Consider the following 21,428-nt stretch of genomic DNA (forward strand, 5'->3'; position numbering starts at 1 on the left):
TTACATCCGTCCGAACCTGGAGCGGACCAGCGCGAAGATCCCGTAGCAGATCAGCCCAACGGCAATGGTGATCAGCAGCGGGATACCGAAGGGGTGCTCGGGCAGCGCCTTCAGGCTGCCGTCAAGACCGGTGGAACGGCTCGGATCATGCGTCATTACGGCGGCCACAAACAGCATGCCCACCAGCACAAGGGCGAGCCCCTTGGCGACGTGCCCGATCACCCCGAGCACGTCGATGAGAGCACCCCGTCGCGTGTCTTCGAAGTGCGCAAGTTCGGGCCGGAACTTGCGCAGGATCCCCTTGAAGACAAAATAGACACCAATCCCGAACACAGTCCCACCGACGGCGAGAATCACGAAGATGCCGAACGGGGATTCCATCATGGAGGCGGTGAAATCCCGGGTGGATTCGCTGGAGTCCACCTCCCCGCCAAAGGCGAACCGGGCGAAGGTGAAAGCCATGCTGCCGTAGATGATGCTCAGGGACCCTGAGGAAATGGTCTTGGACACCTGCTGCCCGGTGGGAAGGTGCCGGGCACGTAGCGTCGCTTCGCTGAACTGCCACGCGGCCAACCCCAGACACCCGACCGCGCACGCCCACATGGTCCACGGACCGAAGGTTCCGCCGGCCAGGTGTTCCAGGGCCCCGCTGGGCTCGGCCTCGCCGTTTCCGCCGAACGCGATCTGCAGTGCGATCAGGCCAATCAGAATGTGGACCACGGCGAGAACAGCGAACCCAAAGCGCGCGACGACGTCGAGCGCCTTGTGGTCCGACGCGTCCTCTGCCGCATCGGCGGCCTGACGTGCCAGAGAGTTCTCGTCTGTCGACATCACCGCTCCTGCATTCCCTGGTATTTCAGGGTACAACCGCCGCCCGCAGGGCGCGGAAAAAGGCGCCGGCGCTCAGCGACGCCAGAACAGGTGATGCGTCACCCCGCTCGGACTGGGAACAGTCTCAAGGTGGTATCGGTCAAGCAGCTCCTCGGGTGATTCCCAGAGCCGGGACCCGCCGCCGAGCTGTATCGGTGAGACCGCCACGTGCAGCGTGTCCACCAGATCCGCGTCAAGGAACTCCCGGATGGTGGCGGCGCCCCCGCCCAGCCGTACGTCCTTGCCGTTGGCAGCATCACGGGCCTTCGCCATAACACTGGACGGGTCAGCGTTGATGAAGTGGAAGGTGGTGTCAGAAAGGGTGAAGGACGGCCGCTCATAATGGGTCAGCACAAAGACAGGCGTATGGAAGGGCGGCTCGCTACCCCACCAGCCCTGCCACTCCTCGCTCTCCCAGGGGCCGCGGTGCGGGCTGAACTTGTTGCGGCCCATGATCTCCGCCCCGATGTTGTTTGTGAAGTCCCGGGTGAAGTAATCATCGATGCCCCGGGTTCCGCCGGGGTCCGTGCGGTTCGGCCAGCTCGCCGTTGCCCCCGCCCACGCGAACATGGCGCCCGGGTCTGCGTGGCCGAAGGGCCTCTCGAAGCTCTGGTTTTCGCCGGCGCCATAGCCGTCACTCGACACGCAGAAGTTCTGGACCCGAAGCAGCTGGTTCATCTGTACCTCTCCTTGTGCTGCCGGCGAACGAGCGCAGGTGGCGGGAGGCAGCGACCGAGGCGGCGTCGGGCACCTGGATCATCGCGTCAATGACGGAGGGGATAAAGCTCGGCTCGGGCCGGGGCCGTCCGATCCCCTCGATGCGGGAGGGTTGACCGACGGCAGCGCTGCCGCCCGCCCAGGTCGGGTAGAACGCCGAGTTCTCAGGATCGACGACGGCGAGGCGCGTGGGGTACCGGTTGTATCGGAGGTACCTACCGATGGTGGCGCTGGTTCCTCCGGTTCCCGCGCCGACCACCACCCACTCGGGCACCGGGAACCGCTCGTGTTCCATCTGCCGGAAGATCGATTCGGCGATGTTGTTGTTGCCGCGCCAGTCAGTGGCGCGTTCGGCGTAGGTGAACTGGTCCATGTAGTGTCCGCCGGTTTCGGCGGCGACCCGTTCGGCGGCGTCGTACACCTCCGAGGCGTCGTCGACGAAGTGGCAGGTTCCGCCGTACTGCTCAATGAGCGCGATCTTCTCCGGGCTGGTGGAGCGGGTCATCACCGCGACGAAGGGCAACCCCAGCAGCTGCGCGAAGTACGCTTCGGAGACCGCGGTAGACCCGCTCGACGCCTCAACTATCGTGGCGCCCTCCCGGATCCACCCGTTCACCAGCCCGAAGAGGAACAGCGAGCGGGCGAGCCGGTGCTTCAGGCTGCCCGTCCGGTGGGTCGACTCATCCTTGAGATAGACATCGATGCCCCAGCTCTCCGGGATGGGCAACGCGAGCAGGTGGGTATCGGCGGACCGGTTGCCCTCGGCGTCGATCCGCCGGATCGCCTCATCGGACCAGGCACGGTCAGCGCCGGCAGAAATCGTCATACCTGCACTCTACGGACCGGCCGGAGAGAGATCGACGGCGGCGGCCGCCTGGAGCCCGGACCGGCGTCCACACCCGGGTGTAGGGTTCGAGAATGAGCACTGTGGAGGAGCAGTTCCTCGCCCGCGCCATCGACCTCGCAACCCGGAATGTGCACGACGGCGGCGGCCCCTTCGGCGCCCTCATCGTCACTGACGAGGGACGCACTTTTGAGGGAACCAACCGCGTGACGGCGAACAATGATCCCACCGCCCACGCCGAGGTCATGGCCATCCGGAACGCCTGTTCATCCCTGCGGACCTTCGATCTGAGCGGATGCATGCTCTATACGAGCTGCGAGCCGTGCCCGCTGTGCCTGGCCGCCGCACTGTGGGCGCGGGTGCACTGCATCGTGTACGCAGCGGATCGCCATGATGCGGCACAGGCGGGTTTTGACGACGCCGTGTTTTACGAATTCTTCGCCAAGCCTGTGGAGGAACGGTCAATGCAGTTGCTGCACGTGGACCTTCCAGAGTCAGCGGGCGCGGAGCCCTTCCGCGCCTGGGCTGAACTCACTGACCGCACCGACTACTGACTGCGCAGCAGCCCCCGCCACGCCCCCGGGAAAATACACAGTATGCTTACCATTTAGTTCCACGGCATACCGCTCACCCACCGGGGAAGGAAACCACATGGCCGGCTCCCGCCTGCACAGCACCCGATTGAGTCCCTGGGCGGACGGCCTGGGCCGCGCCGGCTCCCGGGCCGCGCAGATCCTGCTCATCCTCACGCTGGTCGTTGTCGGCGTGTACGCCCTACTGCAGATCCGCCTCCTGGTGATTCCCGTCATCATCGCGCTGATCCTGGCAGCGGCGATCGGACCGTTTGTGAACCTGCTGCGCCGGCGGGGTGTACCGGGGGCGCTGGCCACGGCCATCGCATTCCTTGGCCTGCTGATTGCACTCTCCGCAATCATCACCGTCATCGTGATCTCGGTCCGAAGCCAGGCCGATGAGCTGGTCACCTCAGCAACAGAGGGACTGGACGAGCTTCAGGCGTTCCTGACCAGCGGGCCCTTCCCCATCTCACCGGAACAGCTCGCCGAAGCGAGAACGGCGATCATCGACTTCGCCACCAGCGCACAGTTCCGTTCCGGCGCCATCTCGGGCGTCTCCGTGGTCGCGGAATTCCTCACCGGGGCCACGCTGATGGCCGTGATTCTCTTCTTCTTCCTCAAGGACGGCAAGAAGATCTGGGAATTCTTCCTGCGGCCCTTCAAGGGTGAACGCGAGCAGAAACTCCGCCGCTCCGGCGCCCGCACGCTGGAGGTGCTGGGCAGCTACGTACGCGGAACGGCGATCGTGGCCCTCGTCGACACCGTGGCGATCGGCATCGCACTCCTCATCCTCGGCGTCCCGCTGGCCATTCCACTCGCGATGATCGTATTCATCGGCGCATTTGTTCCGCTGGTGGGAGCCACCCTCGCCGGTGTCCTCGCCGCCCTCGTGGCGCTGGTGGCGAACGGACCGGTGGTCGCGCTCATTGTGGTTGCCGTCGTCGTCGGCGTCAACCAGTTGGAAGGTGACCTGCTCCAGCCCATCGTGATGGGGAAATCGCTGCGGCTGCACGCACTGGTGATCCTGCTGGCGCTAACCGCCGGGACCATCCTCGCGGGGATCATCGGCGCCGTCCTCTCCGTCCCGATCGCCGCAGTGGCCTGGGCGGTCCTGCAGGTGTGGACGGCGGAGGACCCGAATCTTGAGCCGCTGAATCCGGACCTGCCCCCGGCCGGCTCCGAACCCACCTGAGGCATGGCACGGCAATCGGAAAGTACGGCAAAGTGAGGTAGCCCCCTTGGAGATGGCACTGTTCGGCTCACTGGTCATTGCCCTGGCCCTGGCAGGGCTTCACCTTGCAGCCCTGCGTATCCGCAAGCTTCCGCTGGTTCCCGAGAACGTCACCGGGTCCTTCGCCGGCGGGCTTGCCGTGGCCTACGTTTTCCTTCACCTTCTCCCGGAAATCGCGGAGGGTGAAGAGGCCATCGGTGAGCTGCTCGGGGACACTATCGAGGTCACCGCCCTCTTTGACCTCGGCATCTTTGTTGTCGCACTCGCCGGCTTCACGGCCTTCTACGGTCTGGACCGGTTGGCGACTTCCCGAAAGACGCACGGGAAACCCGACTCAGCGGGCCTCTACTGGGTACACCTCGGCGCGTTTGCCTTCTACAACACGCTCATCACCTACACCATGGCGCTGCGCCTCGAAACCGGGCTGCTGTTCGCCATCCTCTTCACCGTGGCCATGGGCCTGCATTTTGTACTCACGGACCGGCACCTCGAAGAGCACTATCCGCGGCGCTTCGCCGCGAACGGCCGGTTGCTCCTCGCGGGCGCGCTGCTCCTCGGGTGGCTGCTGTCCGTCATCGTCGCTCCGACCAGCACCGTTTTGGTCGCCATCCTCACCGCGCTGCTGGGCGGCGCCGTACTGCTGAACGTCTTCAAGGAGGAGCTGCCGTCAAACCGCGGTTCCAGTTTCCCCTGGTTCCTGGTCGGGATGGTTGTGTACTCGGTCCTGCTCGCTCTGGTCACGGCGGCCGCCGAATGAATTCGCAATCCGAAACCACTGCCCGCGACCTCTTCGGCTGGGATTCGCTGCTTCCCGGACAGCGGAAGGCCCTGAAAGCGGCCGACGACGGACGGAACGTCCTCTGCGTTCTCCCCACCGGCTATGGAAAGTCGGCCATCTACCAGGTGGCGGCCATGACTGTGCCCGGTGTCGCCGTCGTTGTTTCACCGCTGATTGCCCTCCAGAGCGATCAGGTGAGCGCCATCAATGAGGCGCTGGGAGAAGTCCGTGCCCATGTCCTGAATTCGACGGCGTCCGATGCCGAGGTCGATGAGGCCTGGGCCGCCGCGGAAGATTCCGATGAGGAACGCCGCGCCAAGTTCCTTTTCCTGGCACCCGAGCAGCTGGCACGCGAGGACGTCGCGGAGCGCCTCAGCACCCTGGACGTGTCCTTCCTGGTGATCGACGAGGCCCACTGCGTATCGGCATGGGGTCACGACTTCCGGCCGGACTACCTGCAGCTCGGCTCGCTCGTGAACCGGCTGAAGCGCCCGGTCATCGCGTTGACGGCGACCGCCTCGCCGCCGGTCCGGCAGGAGATTCTGGAGCGGCTGAGGCTGACGGACGCGGTCATCGTTGCGGAGGGCTTCGACCGGCCGAACCTGCACCTGAGCGTCCAACAGCATGAGTCGGAGCGGGACAAGCGGCGTGCGGTTCTTGGGCAGGTAACGGCGCTGCAGGGCCAGGGCCTGCTGTATACGGCCACCCGGAAGCAGGCTGATCAGTACGCCCAGGAACTGCGCGAGGCCGGGCTGCGCGCGGATGCCTACCACTCCGGACGCAGAAAGACCGAGCGGACCGCACTGCACGAGGCGTTCCACGCCGGTGAGCTGGACGTTGTGGTGGCAACAACGGCCTTCGGCATGGGGATCGACAAGCCTGACGTGCGGTTTGTGGTCCACGCGGACATCCCGGACTCCCTCGACAGCTACTACCAGGAGGCAGGGCGCGCCGGGCGCGATGGGGAGCCGGCCGCCGTCGTGCTTCATTATCGCCCGGAGGATCTCGGGATCCGGCGCTTCTTCGCGGCGAAAAACGTACCGGAAGGCAGCCTCCGCGAGCTGTTCGCTGCCCTCCGCTCGGCGGAAGACGCCCTGGATGCGGCAGGGATCCGGCAGGTAACCGGACTGACCCAGCGAAAGCTTTCCGGGCTCCTGAACCTGCTGCTCGAGGTGGGCGCCGTCCGCGAGCGCGCAGGGAAATACCGGGCGGTGGGGAAGAACGCCGACCAGGTGATCGCGGACGTCGTCGACCATCGGAAGCGGCGGCAGGAAATAGACCGCTCACGGGTGGACATGGCCCGGCAGTATGCGGAGTACCGCGGGTGCCGCCGGAAGTTCCTGCTCGGCTACTTCGCCGAGGAGCGGGAGGGCGAATGCAATGCCTGCGACAACTGTGACTCAGGGCGGACGGCCGAGAATCACGACGACGGCGGCAGCCGCCCCTTCCCGCTGCAGAGCACTGTGAGTCACCGCGAATGGGGCACCGGCGTGGTGATGGAATATGAGAATGAGATTGTCACGGTCCTGTTCGAGGAGCACGGGTACAAGTCACTGTCGATTCCCCTCGTCGAAGAAAAGGACCTATTGAGGACGGTGACACCATGAGCGGGCTGTTCCCTCTTGCCCGCGCCGGCGGCCAGGGGCTGAAGGCCGTATTCGCTGTTCTGCGCCTCTTCCGGCCGGACCGGCCGATCCACCGCTCCGGCGTCCTGCTGCACGGGACGCTGACCCACACTCGGGTATTCAGCGGCGAGCAGTGGCTTGACAGCACCTGCGAGGAGCAGGTGCTTGCGCGGATTTCCCGCTCGGTGGGCTTACCGGACGCTCTGCCCGACGTCGTCGGGCTGGCTCTGCGCATCGGTGACGCTGATGTGCTCCTCGCGACCACGGGTCGCGGTGCACCGGGACGCTTCATGGTTCTGCCTCGCCGATCTGTGGTAGATGGTCCGTTCACCTCCCTCATGCCGTTCAGGGGAGCAGGCGGACCGGTACTGCTGGCCGCACGGCGCGAGGGTCCGGGGCAGGGACTGGGCACCCTTTCGGAGCTTCGCTCGTACGAGGGGCACCTCCAGTGGGGACTCTTCTACAGCCATCTGCGCGGACCATGGACCCGCTGCGGCACACTGAACCTGCGCATCAGCAGCGAGCAGTCCGAACAGCCCCGGTTCGATCCCGTGGGATGCCCTCCAGCAGGCCTGGGCACCTACCCGTGGACGCGGGCGCTGCGGGTTCCGTCATACGCCCTCGCACAAAAATCGACGGCATGGTTACACTTCGGGAGAGAGAACCGCTCGGCTGAAAGTGATCCATGGAAACCAACCACAAGATTTCCCCTGAGGACCCATTCCCGGAGGACCTCACCGTCCTGACGGATGTCGAGGTGGAAATACTGAACAGCCGGATCCATCGGGAGCTGGAGGCAGAGTACGCGGAGGGCCTCCCCGAACCCGAAACGGAAGCGCGACTTGAGGAGATCAACCTCGAGCTGAACCGACGCGAGCAGGAAGGCTAAGCCGCCCGGTTCCATTCCAGGACGCCCGCGCAGAGCGGGTGCAACGCTACGAGACGATGGGCATATGGCTTCCGCTGAACGCTTCACGCTGCAGGTTGATGATGCCGAATTCTCCTGCGCTGGCAGTGGGCCGGACAACCCTGTCGCTACGCTCGTCATCGCGCACGGAGCCGGCGCCGGGATGGACCACCCGTTCCTGGTGGGCTTCAGCGAGGCACTCAATGACTCCGGCTTCGCCACGCTCCGGTACAACTTCCCCTACATGGAGCAGGGCCGGCGCTTCCCGGATCGGCCGCCCAAAGCGATTGCGGCCTGGCGTGAAGTGATGCGGCATGCTGGAGAGCTGTCGGGCGGTGAGCCGGTCTGGGCCTGCGGGAAGTCCTTCGGCGGCCGGATGGCGTCCATGGCAGTGCCTGAGGGAATGAGTGCGGCCGGCCTGATCTTCCTCGGGTACCCGCTGCACCCGCCGGGAAAGCCGGAGAAGATCCGCGACGAACATCTCGGCGCCGTCGAAATCCCGATGCTGTTCCTGCAGGGAAGCAATGATCCCTTCGCCCAGCACGCACTCCTGGAGGCGGTGGTGGCGAAACTGGGACAGCGGGCAACCCTCACCTATGTGCCCAACGCCGACCACTCCTTTGCGGTCAAGGGCGCCCGGCGAAGTCCCCAGGAAATCGGTGCCTCGCTTGCACCGGCGGTGGCGTCGTATATTGCGCCCGGCTGAGGGCGCGGACAGTGGCTCGGTTAGTTTGAAACCATGACAAGCCACGCTGCCCTGGACCTGACCCTGATTCCCGCCCAAAACAGCCCGCAGACACCCCGGCCCGCCGTTCTGGTTCTCCCCGGCGGCGGTTATGGCAAGACCTCCGATCATGAAGCCGAGCCGGTGGGTGAATGGCTTGCCGGCCTCGGCATCCACGCATTCGTGCTGCGGTACCGGGTTGCCCCGCACCGGCATCCGGCACCGCTGTCCGACGCCAAAGCGGCAATGCTGTGGATCCGCAACGGTGACCACGGCATGGCCGTCGACACCTCCCGTGTGGGAGTGCTCGGGTTTTCGGCGGGAGGTCACCTCGCCGCGACGCTGTCGACCGCCGTCCCCTGCGACGACCCGGCGCTGGACATTGCCGACGCCGTTCCGGACCTTTCAATCCTCTGCTACCCGGTGGTGTCCTTCACCAGTGCCGCGCATCAGGGAAGTATTGACAATCTGTTGGGCACTTCCCCGTCGTCGGACCTGCTGCAGCGGATGTCTGCGGAGTTGAATACCACCAGCGCAGCGCCGCCGGCCTTCCTGTGGCACACGGCGGACGACGGCGCCGTCCCGGTCGAGAACACGTTCGCCTATGCCCGCGCCCTGATCGAGCACGGGGTGCCGGCGGAGGTGCACGTCTTCCCGCACGGGCGCCATGGCCTGGGTCTGGCCTGGGAGGAGAGCGGGCCGGATGAGTGGACCTCGCTCTGCAGCCGCTGGCTCGACCGGCAGGGCTGGACGGGCACCTGACTCCTCGGAGCCGGTGCGGTATGTGACGTCACAAACCTTCCCAATATGGTGATTTGATGAAACCATAAATTGCTCAGGCGCAACGGGGCGTCTGGGCACCTCGGGGGAGGGACTCATTTGACCGGAAACTTCGAAATTTTCAGAGACACTGACCTGCTGTACCGCTTTCATCTCATGGATGAGCATGGCGGTGTCCTCGTGACCTCTGCGGGATACCACCACAAAAGGGAGGCAGTCACCGCTATTACAGCGGTGCGTGAGAATGCCGCAATGGGCCACATCCGCGACCGCTCCGAGGCCTCGCCAAGGATGCCTCGGCTCGTGCGGGCGCCGGCTAGGACGTAGACGTGGATCCCGTTTTCTGAGAGTCCGCCGCAGCCCACTCCGCAGTGAGTAACTGCTGTTGGGTGGCCTCCAGGACTTCACCCAGCAACATCTTGGCCGTCGCCAGCAGTTCAGCAACCCGCGGGTAGGCCAGACGGTAAAAGACCTGGCTGCCGCGTCGCTCGGACACGACGAGGTGGTGTGTACGCAGCACCGAAAGATGCTGGGAAAGCCGTGAAGCTTCAACCCCCATATCCGAGATAAGGTCCGTCACGGAGACGTCAGGCGTCGCGGAAAGAATCTCAAGAACCCGCACCCTCACCGGATGCGCCATCCCTTTGAAGAGATTGGCCTTCACTTCATAGAGGGGCCTGTGCGCTCCCGGAAAAGTTTCCAAGGGATCATCGTCCTTCGCGTACGTGGACCGGGCAATGCAACACCTGAAAGGCCGGGCCGGAAAAGCCCTGAGGCGGTCGCCGGGGCAGTTAAGCACTTCATCATACCGTCAAGAGTTACCGATCGGTAGGGGTGCGCTCGTGCAGTATCACGTCATCAATGTGCCCGCCCGGAGAACCGGGCGGGCACAGAGTTGGAAACGCCCAGCGGAGCTAGACCGGCTCCTCATCCACTGGGCCACGGGGGTAGTCATCATCCCCCTGGACAGAGCGGGCCTGCTCGGCGACGTCGGCTTCATTCGCTTCACGGGCGGATGTCCCGAGAGGCGCGTCCTCGTCCTCGACGGGTTCCTCGCTCACAACTTCCTGCTGTTCAAGGCGGTCCGCATCATTCGCGGTGAACGGCTCATTTGCTTCGGTGCGCATACTTCTATCCTCCTCGTCATCCGGCTCCAGGAGAAGGGCGGGCTCAGTAGGAAATCAACTCCACCAGCTCGCCCACCCTCTCTTCGGGATAGTTGCGCGCAATGTCAGCCTGGCTCAGCATGCCCACCAGATCGTGACCATCAATCACCGGCAGCCGGCGGACCTGGTGGGAGGTCATGGTCTTGATGGCCTCTTCGATGCTGTCATCTGCGCCGATGGTTACAGGTTTGCCCTCCGCCAGCTCGCCGGCCTTGATCTCGCGGGGGTCGGACCCGGCGGCAAGGCACTTGACCACAATGTCCCGGTCCGTGACCATGCCCTTCAGCCGATTATCCTCTCCACAGATGGGAAGCGACCCGACGTCCAGGTCCTTCATCTTCCGCGCCGCCTCCTCCAGGGTGTCGTTCTCGCCGATGCATTCAGCACCGCCGGTCATAATGTCGCGTGCGGTTGTCATGATCAGTCCCCTTTCCTGCGTTCTGTACTTGCGGATGAAACAGGCCCTGCACGATCAAACGGACCTGAAACTACGATCATAAGCAAGCTGTCTATCGTTGTGAAGAGGGTCGGGGCACCCGGAATGCCGGCCCGGGAAGAGTTGCACTGTCGGGACGCTCAGCGCCGAGGCGGCGGTGATTTCGGCCGTCGGAGCGGGAAGGTCACCCCGGATCCTGTCAGCGGCCTCCGGGAGCCAGACGGGAGAGCCCGGGGTCAGCGGATATACGAGCACAGCCACCTCCCGAAAGGTCGTATCCTCGCTCGGCGTGATGTCGATCTCCCACACCGCTCCGTTCCAGTAGACGTCCTCCGCCCGCCCCTCGAACAACGACGACGCCACATCACCCACGAGCTCCAGGCGTAGCAGTGAGCGCTCGTCTGCCGGAGCATGTCCGGTCACGGTGATGCGGAAGCGGGTGGAGTGGCGGGTGAGCTGCCCGGGCGTCGGCGCGGACGCCCGGCCCGGAACCCTCACCGTCGCGGGCGGAGGCTGCGTTGCCGCCCGCACGCACTCCACCCTCACCTCGACAGGCCGGTTGGGCCGCGTGACGGGGTGCCGGGAGAACCCGTCGCGGCCGGCCGTGCCGAGCGGCGGAAACACCGCAACGTCCGCCGCCGCCGAGGCCATCACGTCAAGCCCGCTTCCGCTCTCCAGGACGGGCGCCGCGGACAGAACGAGGCACCGTTTCCCCTCAAGGCTGGGAGTCCAGGCCTGCAGCGCCTGCGCGGCGGACAGGGTGAGTACGCGCAACCGGGCGCCATCCTCACCGGTCAGGGTGAGGATGCCGGGTTGGAGGTCCTCAAGAACCAGCTCTTCACCCATCTGTGTTGCAGGGTGACCCTCGGCGGAGTAGCCGGCCGGCACGGCAAGGTGCGCGTCGACGCCGTCGTTGGCGGTCAGCACCAGCACGGGAGGCCCCTCCTCCGGCTCGATAACCGTCAGGACGTTGAGCGTTGCCCAGCGCACGACGACGCCTCCCACCTCGAGCTGGACGGGCCAGGACATGAACTCGCCGGCGGGGACGGTCACCGGCCGGTGCGGGAAGCGGAGCTTTTCCTCACCGAGGGTGATGTCGAAGTGCACACCGGCGCGTTCAGGCAGCGGGCGGTACGGCCGGTGATTGTTGATGAAGACGAAGCCGCTCCGTCCGTTGCTGCGCAGCGCCCAGCGGAGGCCGCCGTCGTCGTCGTGATCAGGAAGCGTGGTGTTCATGTCCGCAAGGCCGGAACCGAAAGCCTCCAGGAAGGAGTGCTGGTTCCGCAGCCGGTGCAAGCTCTCGCGGACTTGGAGATGTGCTCCGATGGGCGCCGCGAAGTCGTAATTGAACTCCGGCAGGTCATTGGGATAGCCGGTCGCGTGGGACTCCTGCAGCCCGGGCCGGGGATTACTTCCGCCGACATACATGTAGTAGCCCTGCCAGACGGACCCGCTGCCCAGCTTGCAGTGCGCGACGGCGGCGATATCCCGGGCGGTCAGTGCGGGCCGGCGGTGGTAGGCGGTGGCCATCCCGCCGCCCAGTTCGCAGGTGGCGGCAGGAAAGTCCGGATGCTTCGCGCCGATGGTTCCCGTCCAACTGTCGCCCGCAAGGTCCCTGCCGATTCCCGGGTCATCCCACTGCCGGGAGAAGGTGAAGTGCGCCTGGAAGCTCTCATCCCAGCCCTGGTCGGTGTCCACCCAGAAACCATCCGCGTAGCCGCCGTAGAGCGGGAAGACCTCGCCGACCGGGATGTCCGCGCTCCCCCAGGCGGTCGCGGTCCACAGCGGTGCCGTCAACCCGGCCTCCCGCGCGAGGGACTTGAGGGTGAGGATGTGGCCGGGCTGGTCGTAGAGTTCGTTCTCCAGCTGGATGCCGATCACCGGGCCGGAGTTCCCGCAGAGTCCGGCCAGCTGTCGCCCGATGGCGCCGAACCAGGCCCGGACGGCGTCGAGGTAGCGGGGATGGTCGGTGCGCTCCGGGTAGTCGGCGTCCACAATCCAGTCGGGGTGGCCGCCGTTGCGGACTTCGCCGTGACACCACGGGCCGAGGCGGAGCACCACGTCCAGACCGGTTTCCCTGCACAGCATGATGAACGCGGCGAGGTCGAGGTTGTCGCTGAAATCCGGTTCTTCGTTTTCGACGGGCTGGTGGTGGATCCAGAACACGTAGGTCGCCACAACGGTGATTCCGCCGGCCTTCATCAGCCGGAGCGCGTCCGCCCAGCGGTCGCGCGGCTGTCGGCTGTAGTGCATTTCTCCCGTGACGGGGATCCACGGTTCGCCGTTTCGCCGGATGCTGCGGCTGGTGAGGCTCAGTCCCGGCCGGATGTCGACGTCGTTGGCCATGCCTGGGAAGGTTTCAGGGGTATCCCAGTCGCGGTGGGTAACCCGGCATGGAGACGGCATAACCTCGACGGTAAGCGCATTCCCGAGCCGAAGCAAGAACCCGGCTAACTCTCCAGGACGTGCGTCTTCAGATCATTGAGCGTCTGCTCCATGTGCCGGTCCATCGCGAGCCGTGCCCGTTCGGCGTCATGCGAGCGCATTGCGTCCATGATGTTGGCGTGCTCGGCGAGCGCGTTGATCTGGATCTGGACCACCTTCGAGGTCTGCGCCCTGCGGGAGGCGAGGATCCTGGTGAGCGGTTCAAACAGCACCGCGACAAAGACGTTGCCGGATGCGTGCAGGATCAGGTCATGGAAGGCGAGGTCGGCAGCGACGAAGCGGTCGACGTCGTTGGCTTCGTGGGCTGCGCGCATCAGTGCCAGCTGCTCGTCCATCTCCGCGAGTTCCCCGTCAGTGATGCGGCCCGCTGCGATTTCCGCGGCACCGGTTTCAAGCATGCGGCGCAGTTCGATCAACTGGACGGCAACCGCGGCGTCATCCTGGCCTTCCGAGGCGAAGCGCAGCACCGCCTCGAGGGATGACCACTGGTTCAACGGATTCACGAACGTGCCCCGGCCGCGCTCTACCCGGAGGATCCGGCGGGCCACGAGGGTTTTCATCGCTTCCCGGACGGTCATGCGGCTGACTTCGTGGCGGGCGCTGAGTTCAAGTTCCCCTGGGACGCCGGATCCCGGCGGGAATTCACCGGCAACAATGCGGTCGAGCAGCTCATCGGCAACAACATCGACCAGCGATTTGCGTGCCATGCTCCCCCTCTTCCGGTGTCCGGTTCAGTCTACTTGCGCACCCTCATGGGCTGTGTCACACTATTGCATATGCAAGATGTCTGACATCATACATTCCTCTCACGAACCAGCCTTACACACAACGGAGTGCGCAGTGCCTACCGAGACAAACCTCCTCGCCGGCTACCCGGCGGAACTTGCCGTCCCCGCCGAAGCGGTGGCCCGGACCGTTGAGGGCCGCATCTTTGTGGTGCTCGACGACGACCCCACCGGAACACAGTCCGTCGCGGACCTGCCGGTCCTCACCCGCTGGGAAACCGAAGACTTCACCTGGGCGTACGGCGAAGGCAAGCCCGCCGTGTACGTGCTCACCAACACGCGCAGCCTCGACCCGGCTGAAGCCGCCGCTCGCAACGAGGAAGTGGTCCGCAACGCGCTCGACGCCGCTGCCCGGCTGGGCTCGGACCTGCAGGTCAGCTTCGTCAGCCGCAGCGACTCCACCCTCCGCGGGCATTTCCCCCTTGAGCCGGACGTCATCGCCGCCACGGTCGCCGAGGCCTCCGGTGAGGCCACCGACGGCGTGGTCATCATTCCGGCGTTCCCCGACGCCGGCCGCGTCACCATCGGCGGCGTCCACTACATGCGCGGCACCGCCGATGAGCTGATCCCCGTCGCGGAAACCGAATTCGCCAAGGACGCCAGCTTCGGCTTCAGCAACTCCGCGCTGCCGAAGTATGTGGAGGAGAAGTCCGGCGGACGCTTTCCCGCCGACAGCGTGATCGTGCTCGATCTGAACACCATCCGCGCCGGCAGCCAGGCCAATGACCCAGCCGTGTCCGCCAAAGCCATCGCCGACGCGATCGACGCCGCCTCAAAATCCACCCCGATCGTCGCCGACATTGTCACCGAGAATGACCTGCGCGCGCTCTCCCTGGGGCTGGCTGAAGCCGAACGCCGCGGCAAGCGCCTGCTGTACCGCGTGGGCCCGCCCTTCATGCGCGGCCGGATCGGGCAGGACGTCCGTGAGCCGCTGACCAGCGACGAGGCGTTCCCCGGCGGCACAAACCCCAGCACCGCCGGCGGTCTCATCGTTGTCGGGTCACATGTGGGCGTCACCACCCGCCAGCTGAACGCCCTGACCAACGAGCACAGTTCGGCGCGCATCATCGAGATCGACGTCGAGCGCCTGCTCACGGACGGCGCCGAGAGCTACCTCGATGAAGTGGTCCACAATGTGACCACCGCACTCGACGGCGCGGACGTTATTGTCCACACCAGCCGTATTTTAGTGCGGACCGATGACCCGGCGGAGAGCCTGCGCATCGCGCGGACTGTCTCTGCCGCCGTCGTCGACGTCGTCAACCGGACACTGAAGGCGTTCCCGCCCCGGTTTGTCATCGCGAAGGGCGGTATCACCTCGTCCGACGTCGCAGCGCATGGCCTGGAGATCCGCCATGCCATTGTGCGCGGACCCATGCTCCCCGGCATCGTCTCGCTGTGGGCGCCGGTTGACGGCCCCGCAAAGGGCATCCCCTACATCGTCTTCGCGGGCAACGTAGGCGACGACCGCTCGCTCGCCGACGTCACCCGCAAGCTCAGCACCACCTTCTGATCCGCCAGCTTCCACACGTTTCAACGGAGATTCCCATGAGCACTACTGAATACCAGGTCACCGTCCTCGGGCTCGGCGCGATGGGCCTGCCCATGGCCACGCGCCTCGCCACCCGGCTGACCGTCCACGGCTTCGACATCGCCGAAGAGCGGCTCACGCTGGCGAACGACGCCGGTGTCCGCACCTTCACCTCGGGCCGCGATGCCACCCATGGCGCCGACGCACTCCTGCTTGCAGTACGGAACGGCGAGCAGCTCACCGACGTCCTGTTCGGCGAGAACGGCGTAGCCGCAGCACTGAAGCCCGGCGCCGTCGTCATCCTCACCAGCACCGTCGGGACCGAGGCGATCGCCGACACTGTCGCACGCCTCGCCGAGTTCGGTGTTGAGCTGGTCGACGCACCCCTCTCGGGTGGCCCCAAGCGGGCCGGGGAGGGTGACCTGCTCATTGTGGTCGGCGCCGCTCCCGCCGCAGTGGAGGCTGCCCGCCCGGTCCTGGAGCTGCTGGCCTCCACGCTGAGCATCGTCGGGAACAAGCCCGGTGACGGTCAGGCGCTCAAGACGGTCAACCAGCTGCTGTGCGGAGTGCACATCGCCGCCGCCGCCGAAGCGATGGCGCTGGCCGACGCGCTCGGCCTGGACCAGGAGAAGACCCTCGCCGCCCTCGAGGCCGGCGCCGCCGGTTCCTTCATGCTCTCCAACCGCGGGCCGCGGATCCTTGAGGCGTACAGCGAGGACGGCGCCGAGGTGCTCAGCCGGCTGGACATCTTCGTCAAGGACATGGGGATTGTCGGCAAGGCAACCCGGGGATCCGGTCTGGCAACGCCGGTCGCTGCCGCCGCTGAACAGCTGTACCTTCTCGGCCAGGCCCAGGGCCTCGCCGCTGCGGATGATTCCGCCGTCATCCGCGTTGTCGCGCCCACCAGGCGCACCGCCTGATATCACGGGCGGGTTGGCGGGGTCAGTCCAGTGAAGCCACGCGCTCGTCCTGACGGCGGAGAACCGACGCTTCCAAGGCCCCTTGCCCGCTCGCCGGTACAGCCAGAAGGAACGCTGCGGCTGCACCGGCTGTGGTGACACAGAAGATGGCCAGCCCGGTGAAGCCCAACGGATGCATCACATTCCAGAAGCCAGCGGCAACAATGGCGAGAGCTGTGCCTGTTGCAAGCGCGGCGTACCCCTGAAGTTCCCGTTTGCGGCTGCGGGTCCGCTGCCACTGCGCGGTGAGCAGTGTCAGAATCACCAGTGTGAGCACATTGGCGGACATGCCTACCCATACGGGGTGTATCCCGTAGAGGAAGCTCGACGGCGACCAATCGCTGAAGTGGTACCACGCCAGACCAGTGGTGAAGCCGACAACCATTGCCGCATATGCCGCGCGCCGAGTTGCCAGCGGCCAGAACAGCACCGCGAGCACGGGTGCAAGCGTTGCCCCGTTTCGCAGGGTCCACGCCAGCACGTTCCACCATGCGGATTCTTCAGAGCGTAAGAACGCAAAAATGATCATCAGGACGGTCAGCAGGACCAGTGCCCAGCGGGTATACCGTACGAGGTCGTCCTCGGTGGCTTGCGGCCTGAGGGCCCGTCCCACGTCGCGCCCGAGGCTGGTGGCTCCGGAGAACTGGCATGGAGCTGCCCATCCGAGGGCGCACGCCCACACTCCGAGAAAGAAGACGCCGGCAAGCGGGGCCGGTAGTACCTCGGCTATATAGAGGGGAACTGCCACGAGACCAAGGTCCTGGGCGGGCACTATTACTGCTGCCGCCACGCCGAGGAGCGTGCCAATGAGGATGAAGGGTATACCGAGTCCAGCCGCATACAGCATGCCCCGGCGGCCGTCTTCAGGCGTGCGGCAGGACATGGTCATCTGGAACGCAGCCTGGGCAAGCAGGACATTGACTATGAACGTGCCGAACCAGGCAACGATGAGGGTAATTCCGGCGTTGCCCAGCAGGAACATTTCCGGCCGCTCCCCAGCAAGCCGACCCAGACCATCAAAGCCTGGATTGATGAAGAATGCGGCCAGCCCCACAGCCAGCATGGCCACAAAGACCATGCAGTTGGCTTTCTGGGTCAGCGCCACGGCCCGCATGCCGCCTGCGGACAGGAAGATCAGGAGAAGCAGTGCCGTCACCACGATGGAGGTCTCGATGGACAGCGCCGTGAACGCATGGAGGGCGGAAGCGAAGGCTATGGCCGTTGCCACCGACCACATGGGAAAGGTGAACGCCGTGATGGTTCCGGCGATGGCCTGGGCCGTGCGGCCAAAACGCTCGCCAATCATTCCGGTGACGGTGACCACCAACCGCTTGCGCAGGGGCTTTACCAGGATGAGCGCGATCAGCAGCACCTGTACTGTTTCGGCTACGCCGTACCATATCGCTGAAATGCCGGTCCGGTAACTGAGTTCGAGAATGGCGATGTAAGAGGACCCCGAAAACAGTCCCGTGATGCAGAATGCGACAGTCCATGGGCCGAACGTCCTGCTTCCGACGAAAAACCCTTCCCCGCGGTCGGCCCGTTTGTGCGCGGTTCTGCTGGCCAGGGCAAGCGCCACCGTATAAACGAAGGCGAGTCCCAAGGTCCAGGCTCCTGCGGCCGTCACTTCGCCGTCCCGCGCGCGCCAATGTTCCACTCGACGGTGAAAGCGACTCCGGCGTCCCGGAGCAGGTTGATGGCCGGGCAACGCTTTTCCACCTGGCTCGTGAACGCTTCCAGCCGATCCTCGGGAATTGCGGCCTGGAGGTTGACTGTGAGGGTGAAGTCCTTGAAATGGGGCGAGACGTCCGCGGTTCCCTGGAACCCACGTACATCCTGGTGCGCATGGGAGAAGGTCTCGACGGATTCGACAGCAAACCCCTGCTCATTGGCTACGGTTTCGATCACCACCGTGACGCAACCATTCACAGCACCAACCACGTATTGCATGGGTGTGGGAGACGCATCGGTACCGCCGATCGGAACCGGCTCATCCGTGCGGAAGATAAAGCCGCGTGATTCGATCCGCGTAATCATGGAGCCTTCCCAGACTCCTGTGGCTCGCACACTTTTCAGCGATGCGGCGTCAGTGGTCAAGCCATGCACTGGCGCGTGAAGGGAATTGGTCACGAACTACTCCTGTACCTCACAGGGCGTTCCACGTGGAGACGCCGTACTTGCCGGCACGTGGTTCTCCGTGCGGCCTAATCATCACCTGGAGCACCCCGCTACGACATAGAGGGTTGCTGTCCAGCCCGCCAGGGCTTGTGGCTGGAGCTCATGATTGGGCACCAATTTATCTCAGGCGGTACGCCCGGCCAATTCACGACGACGTCAGGTTACGACGGGTTGGCAACCAAGCGTTGGCCGTTATCGCGCAGTTCTGGACCGTTTAGGATCATGTCCGCCGGAGAAGTATGTGGGCTCAGCCCGTCGCCGACGACCGGGAGGTGTCTTCCTGGGTGCTGATCTTCGGCACCAGCTTCAAGGGCGTGCGTTTCTGGTCGGCCTCGGTGTCCAGGCCGAGCGCCCTTATGCGACTGATGAGTTCAGCGCGAAGCTGTTCATCTGAACCAAGAGTGCGCTCCTGCTCCTCTTCGATCGCGTCAGCGCGGTCCAGCAGCTTCCGCCCCTCCTGGGTAATTCGCAACCGAACATCCCCTTGGTCACGCACGCTTCCGCTCTGGGCGATGAGACCACCGTGCTGAAGGCGCTCGATCAGCTTCGCCAGCGTCTCCGGCCGCACCCGAAGCTTCTGTCCGAGCTCGGACCGGCTCGCTGCCAACCCCTGGGACAGGACGCGAAGGACCGCCATACCGGAGGGCGTGATATCCAGGCTCCGGAAGAGATCGGTCGAGGTGTTTTCAGTTAATCGGGCGGCGGTATTCAGTAACCGGTTGGTTGGCCATTGGGCTAAATCCATAATCATCCCTACTGCCGCCTATAAGCGGCACCGCTATTTGTCCAGGGCTGCTTTCCGGGGGTGACCGCAATGAGGAGGCTTTCAGTCATTCACTCAGTGCCTGGCGGTCACCCCGCTGTCAGGAGGCCTGGTAGCGCGATCCAGTCGAACGGAAAAGCCCACCGTTCTCGCGGCGGTCCAGCTCAGCCCTCACCTCGTCAAGGCGCACTTCGGTCTCCCATGAGAACCATCCGTTGGAGTATTCCGCGTCCATCTGGCGCCTCAACCTGCTGTGAATAACGTGCAAGGCCTCGTCCTCCAACGCCTCCAGATCCTCTGGCATGGGGGTGCCCGGCGTCAACCTGAATTTGCTATTCATTACAACTCCTCCACTGACACAAGCCGCCTTCAAGGAATTTGAAGCTTACCGAAAATCGGAAGCAATGCAATCTTTCCCAAGGCAATCACATTCCAATTAAGAGGGCCGCTGCGGTGCCTCCGAGTCACTGCCGCACACCTCGTGGTTCGTTCCGGAGTACGTCCTGCGTACGTCCCTGTCGCGCTGCGGCGGATTAGACTCCAGCAATGCGCGCAGTAGTTTTCGATCAGGTCCAGGGAACGCCCGAAGTCCGCGAGGTACCAACGCCCACGGCACCCCCGGGCGGCGTCGTCGTCAAGGTTCTGGCCACCGGACTGTGCCGCAGCGATTGGCATGCGTGGGCCGGCCACGAGGACATCACTCTCCCGCACGTGCCCGGCCACGAACTTGCCGGCGTCATCACGGAAGTGGGTTCCGGCGTCGCTTCCTGGCGGGTGGGCGACCGTGTAACGGTCCCTTTTGTCTGCGGCTGTGGCCGGTGTGACTGGTGCCTGTCGGGGAACGCGCAGGTGTGCCCCCATCAGGAGCAGCCGGGCTTCACGCACTGGGGTTCGTTCGCCGGGTACGTTGCCCTGCACGCGGCTGACACCAATCTGGTGGCGATCCCGGAGCGGGTGGAATTCGCGACGGCGGCGAGCCTCGGCTGCCGCTTTGCCACGGCGTACCGCGCACTGGTGGGCCGCGCCCGGGTCACCAGGGACGAGTGGGTGACCGTCGTCGGAGCCGGTGGGGTAGGCCTGAGCGCGGTGATGATTGCCCGCGCGCTGGGCGCCCGGGTGATCGCCGTGGACCGGAACCCGGAGGCTCTGGAGGTCGCGTCGAGGCTTGGCGCGGAGCACATCCTTGTGGCCGACGGCACTGACATCCCTGCCGCCGTGATGGACCTTACCGACGGCGGCAGCCAGGTAGCCGTCGATGCCGTCGGCAGCGAACAGACCTGCGCCGACGCGATCCTGAGTCTCCGGCGCCGTGGCCGACATGTCCAGATTGGGCTGCTGCCGCCAGTCAACGGGAACCCCCGGGCGCCCATGGCACGGGTGATCGCCTGGGAACTGGATGTGCTGGGCAGCCACGGCATGGCGGCCGCCGACTATCCGGGAATGCTGGCGTTGATCGAGGAGGGGTCACTGCGGCCGGATCTCCTGGTCGAACGCACGGTTGGCCTCGCCGAGGCGGGTTCCCTGCTGCCGGGGTTCGACCGGGCAAAACCCGCGGGCATGACGATGATCGATCCCGCGCTCTAAGCCGACCGGGAATCCTATTTCAACGTCACGTTGATGGACGCTGTACCACCCGCGCTGCTCTTCACCGTGATGTTTCCGGGGTTGCTGGCAACGTTGCTGAAGGTGGCGCGGTAGCGTCCGCCGCCTTCATTGCGCAGGGTTCCGATCAGTTCGTTGGTGGAGGTCTTGAAGACGCGGTGTCAAGCCCCGGGTTTGGTGGAGAGATTTTTAGTTGGAAATTGTGGTTAGTAGGCCGGCATTGACACCGGCGTGTTGTTGTTCGTATTCGCTGGGTGGGACGTGGCCGAGTTCGCCGTGGAGGCGTCGGTGGTTGTACCAGTCGACCCATTCGGCGAGGGCGACTTCGAGGTGGTTGATGTCCTTCCAGGGGCCTTTGTTGCGGACCAGCTCGGCTTTGAACAGCGAGTTCAGCGCCTCGGCCATCGCATTGTCGTAGCTATCCCCGCGGGAACCCACAGAAGCGACGGCGTCCTCGGCGGCGAGTCGCTCGGCGTAACGGATGGCCCGGTATTGGACGCCGCGGTCGCTGT

At 65.1% G+C, this 21,428-nt stretch carries 25 protein-coding genes and 1 riboswitch; of the genes, 12 read left to right on the forward strand and 13 right to left on the reverse strand.

Annotated features, from left to right (window positions below):
- The 3 genes from BLS52_RS14150 to BLS52_RS14160 all read right to left on the reverse strand — a co-directional run bounded on the left by BLS52_RS14150 (position 1) and on the right by BLS52_RS14160 (position 2,413).
- A complete protein-coding gene (locus tag BLS52_RS14150) occupies positions 1-831 on the reverse strand; it encodes a DUF1206 domain-containing protein (RefSeq protein ID WP_090587576.1) in 831 nt (276 codons plus the stop codon).
- Positions 832-903: 72 nt separating this feature from the next.
- The gene (locus tag BLS52_RS14155) at positions 904-1,548 is read right to left on the reverse strand and encodes a dihydrofolate reductase family protein (protein ID WP_026544932.1); all 645 of its coding nucleotides are present in this window, start codon (positions 1,546-1,548) and stop codon (positions 904-906) included.
- On the reverse strand, positions 1,505-2,413 hold the full coding sequence (locus BLS52_RS14160) for a PLP-dependent cysteine synthase family protein (RefSeq protein ID WP_090587578.1): 909 nt from the start codon (positions 2,411-2,413) through the stop codon (positions 1,505-1,507). The genes BLS52_RS14155 and BLS52_RS14160 overlap by 44 nt, the downstream gene beginning before the upstream one ends.
- 92 nt (positions 2,414-2,505) lie before the next feature.
- Here BLS52_RS14160 and BLS52_RS14165 point away from each other — a divergent pair, with 92 nt between their 5' ends.
- The 9 genes from BLS52_RS14165 to BLS52_RS19145 all read left to right on the forward strand — a co-directional run bounded on the left by BLS52_RS14165 (position 2,506) and on the right by BLS52_RS19145 (position 9,378).
- On the forward strand, positions 2,506-2,985 hold the full coding sequence (locus BLS52_RS14165) for a nucleoside deaminase (protein WP_090587579.1): 480 nt from the start codon (positions 2,506-2,508) through the stop codon (positions 2,983-2,985).
- 97 nt (positions 2,986-3,082) lie between these two features.
- Complete coding sequence (locus BLS52_RS14170; protein ID WP_026544417.1) at positions 3,083-4,198, forward strand: AI-2E family transporter; 1,116 nt, start codon at positions 3,083-3,085, stop codon at positions 4,196-4,198.
- 46 nt (positions 4,199-4,244) lie between these two features.
- Positions 4,245-4,994, forward strand: coding sequence for a hypothetical protein (locus tag BLS52_RS14175; protein ID WP_139186272.1), 750 nt, complete (start codon positions 4,245-4,247; stop codon positions 4,992-4,994).
- Positions 4,991-6,622, forward strand: a complete 1,632-nt coding sequence (locus BLS52_RS14180) for a RecQ family ATP-dependent DNA helicase (RefSeq protein ID WP_035778091.1) — start codon at positions 4,991-4,993, stop codon at positions 6,620-6,622. Before BLS52_RS14175 ends, BLS52_RS14180 begins: the two co-directional genes overlap by 4 nt.
- On the forward strand, positions 6,619-7,386 hold the full coding sequence (locus BLS52_RS14185) for a hypothetical protein (protein WP_051470509.1): 768 nt from the start codon (positions 6,619-6,621) through the stop codon (positions 7,384-7,386). The genes BLS52_RS14180 and BLS52_RS14185 overlap by 4 nt, the downstream gene beginning before the upstream one ends.
- 11 nt (positions 7,387-7,397) lie before the next feature.
- Positions 7,398-7,529 (forward strand): hypothetical protein, encoded by a 132-nt coding sequence (locus BLS52_RS19005; protein ID WP_281241726.1) that lies wholly within the window; start codon positions 7,398-7,400, stop codon positions 7,527-7,529.
- A gap of 64 nt (positions 7,530-7,593) precedes the next feature.
- A complete protein-coding gene (locus tag BLS52_RS14195; RefSeq protein ID WP_090587581.1) occupies positions 7,594-8,253 on the forward strand; it encodes an alpha/beta hydrolase family protein in 660 nt (219 codons plus the stop codon).
- Between the two features lie 33 nt (positions 8,254-8,286).
- On the forward strand, positions 8,287-9,033 hold the full coding sequence (locus BLS52_RS14200) for an alpha/beta hydrolase (protein WP_090587582.1): 747 nt from the start codon (positions 8,287-8,289) through the stop codon (positions 9,031-9,033).
- Positions 9,034-9,150: 117 nt separating this feature from the next.
- Positions 9,151-9,378, forward strand: coding sequence for a YegP family protein (locus BLS52_RS19145; RefSeq protein ID WP_139186273.1), 228 nt, complete (start codon positions 9,151-9,153; stop codon positions 9,376-9,378).
- On the opposite strand, the gene BLS52_RS14210 is transcribed toward BLS52_RS19145, so the two are convergent.
- The 5 genes from BLS52_RS14210 to BLS52_RS14230 form a co-directional block, all read right to left on the reverse strand.
- The gene (locus BLS52_RS14210; RefSeq protein WP_035778107.1) at positions 9,368-9,754 is read right to left on the reverse strand and encodes an ArsR/SmtB family transcription factor; all 387 of its coding nucleotides are present in this window, start codon (positions 9,752-9,754) and stop codon (positions 9,368-9,370) included. The genes BLS52_RS19145 and BLS52_RS14210 overlap by 11 nt on opposite strands.
- A 211-nt stretch (positions 9,755-9,965) precedes the next feature.
- Positions 9,966-10,178, reverse strand: coding sequence for a hypothetical protein (locus tag BLS52_RS14215; RefSeq protein ID WP_090587586.1), 213 nt, complete (start codon positions 10,176-10,178; stop codon positions 9,966-9,968).
- A 43-nt stretch (positions 10,179-10,221) separates the two neighbouring features.
- On the reverse strand, positions 10,222-10,635 hold the full coding sequence (locus tag BLS52_RS14220; protein ID WP_026544412.1) for a CBS domain-containing protein: 414 nt from the start codon (positions 10,633-10,635) through the stop codon (positions 10,222-10,224).
- Between the two features lie 54 nt (positions 10,636-10,689).
- A complete protein-coding gene (locus tag BLS52_RS14225) occupies positions 10,690-12,999 on the reverse strand; it encodes a beta-galactosidase (protein WP_217636765.1) in 2,310 nt (769 codons plus the stop codon).
- A 104-nt stretch (positions 13,000-13,103) separates the two neighbouring features.
- On the reverse strand, positions 13,104-13,805 hold the full coding sequence (locus tag BLS52_RS14230; protein WP_090587590.1) for a FadR/GntR family transcriptional regulator: 702 nt from the start codon (positions 13,803-13,805) through the stop codon (positions 13,104-13,106).
- 133 nt (positions 13,806-13,938) lie between these two features.
- Here BLS52_RS14230 and BLS52_RS14235 point away from each other — a divergent pair, with 133 nt between their 5' ends.
- Together BLS52_RS14235 and BLS52_RS14240 are read left to right on the forward strand one after the other, a co-directional pair.
- The gene (locus BLS52_RS14235; protein ID WP_090587592.1) at positions 13,939-15,396 is read left to right on the forward strand and encodes a four-carbon acid sugar kinase family protein; all 1,458 of its coding nucleotides are present in this window, start codon (positions 13,939-13,941) and stop codon (positions 15,394-15,396) included.
- Positions 15,397-15,431: 35 nt separating this feature from the next.
- A complete protein-coding gene (locus tag BLS52_RS14240) occupies positions 15,432-16,334 on the forward strand; it encodes an NAD(P)-dependent oxidoreductase (protein WP_090587594.1) in 903 nt (300 codons plus the stop codon).
- A 22-nt stretch (positions 16,335-16,356) separates the two neighbouring features.
- On the opposite strand, the gene BLS52_RS14245 is transcribed toward BLS52_RS14240, so the two are convergent.
- The 4 genes from BLS52_RS14245 to BLS52_RS14260 all read right to left on the reverse strand — a co-directional run bounded on the left by BLS52_RS14245 (position 16,357) and on the right by BLS52_RS14260 (position 19,654).
- Positions 16,357-18,000 carry a sodium:solute symporter family protein gene (locus BLS52_RS14245; protein WP_090587595.1) on the reverse strand — a complete coding sequence of 548 codons (1,644 nt, stop codon included), beginning with the start codon at positions 17,998-18,000 and terminating at the stop codon, positions 16,357-16,359.
- Complete coding sequence (locus tag BLS52_RS14250) at positions 17,997-18,410, reverse strand: OsmC family protein (RefSeq protein WP_090587597.1); 414 nt, start codon at positions 18,408-18,410, stop codon at positions 17,997-17,999. Before BLS52_RS14250 ends, BLS52_RS14245 begins: the two co-directional genes overlap by 4 nt.
- Positions 18,411-18,541: 131 nt before the next feature.
- Positions 18,542-18,659: riboswitch (SAM riboswitch) on the reverse strand.
- Between the two features lie 139 nt (positions 18,660-18,798).
- Complete coding sequence (locus BLS52_RS14255; protein WP_175460183.1) at positions 18,799-19,296, reverse strand: MarR family winged helix-turn-helix transcriptional regulator; 498 nt, start codon at positions 19,294-19,296, stop codon at positions 18,799-18,801.
- Positions 19,297-19,414: 118 nt separating this feature from the next.
- Entirely contained in the window at positions 19,415-19,654 is a 240-nt protein-coding gene (locus BLS52_RS14260) for a hypothetical protein (RefSeq protein ID WP_090587600.1), read from the reverse strand.
- Between the two features lie 206 nt (positions 19,655-19,860).
- Here BLS52_RS14260 and BLS52_RS14265 point away from each other — a divergent pair, with 206 nt between their 5' ends.
- Positions 19,861-20,898, forward strand: a complete 1,038-nt coding sequence (locus tag BLS52_RS14265) for a zinc-dependent alcohol dehydrogenase family protein (protein WP_090587601.1) — start codon at positions 19,861-19,863, stop codon at positions 20,896-20,898.
- A 207-nt stretch (positions 20,899-21,105) separates the two neighbouring features.
- On the opposite strand, the gene BLS52_RS14270 is transcribed toward BLS52_RS14265, so the two are convergent.
- Positions 21,106-21,428 (reverse strand): integrase core domain-containing protein (locus BLS52_RS14270; protein ID WP_139186274.1); only part of this gene is annotated, 323 nt, incomplete at its 5' end.

This window comes from Arthrobacter subterraneus (genome assembly GCF_900099735.1).
GTDB lineage: Bacteria > Actinomycetota > Actinomycetes > Actinomycetales > Micrococcaceae > Arthrobacter_D > Arthrobacter_D subterraneus.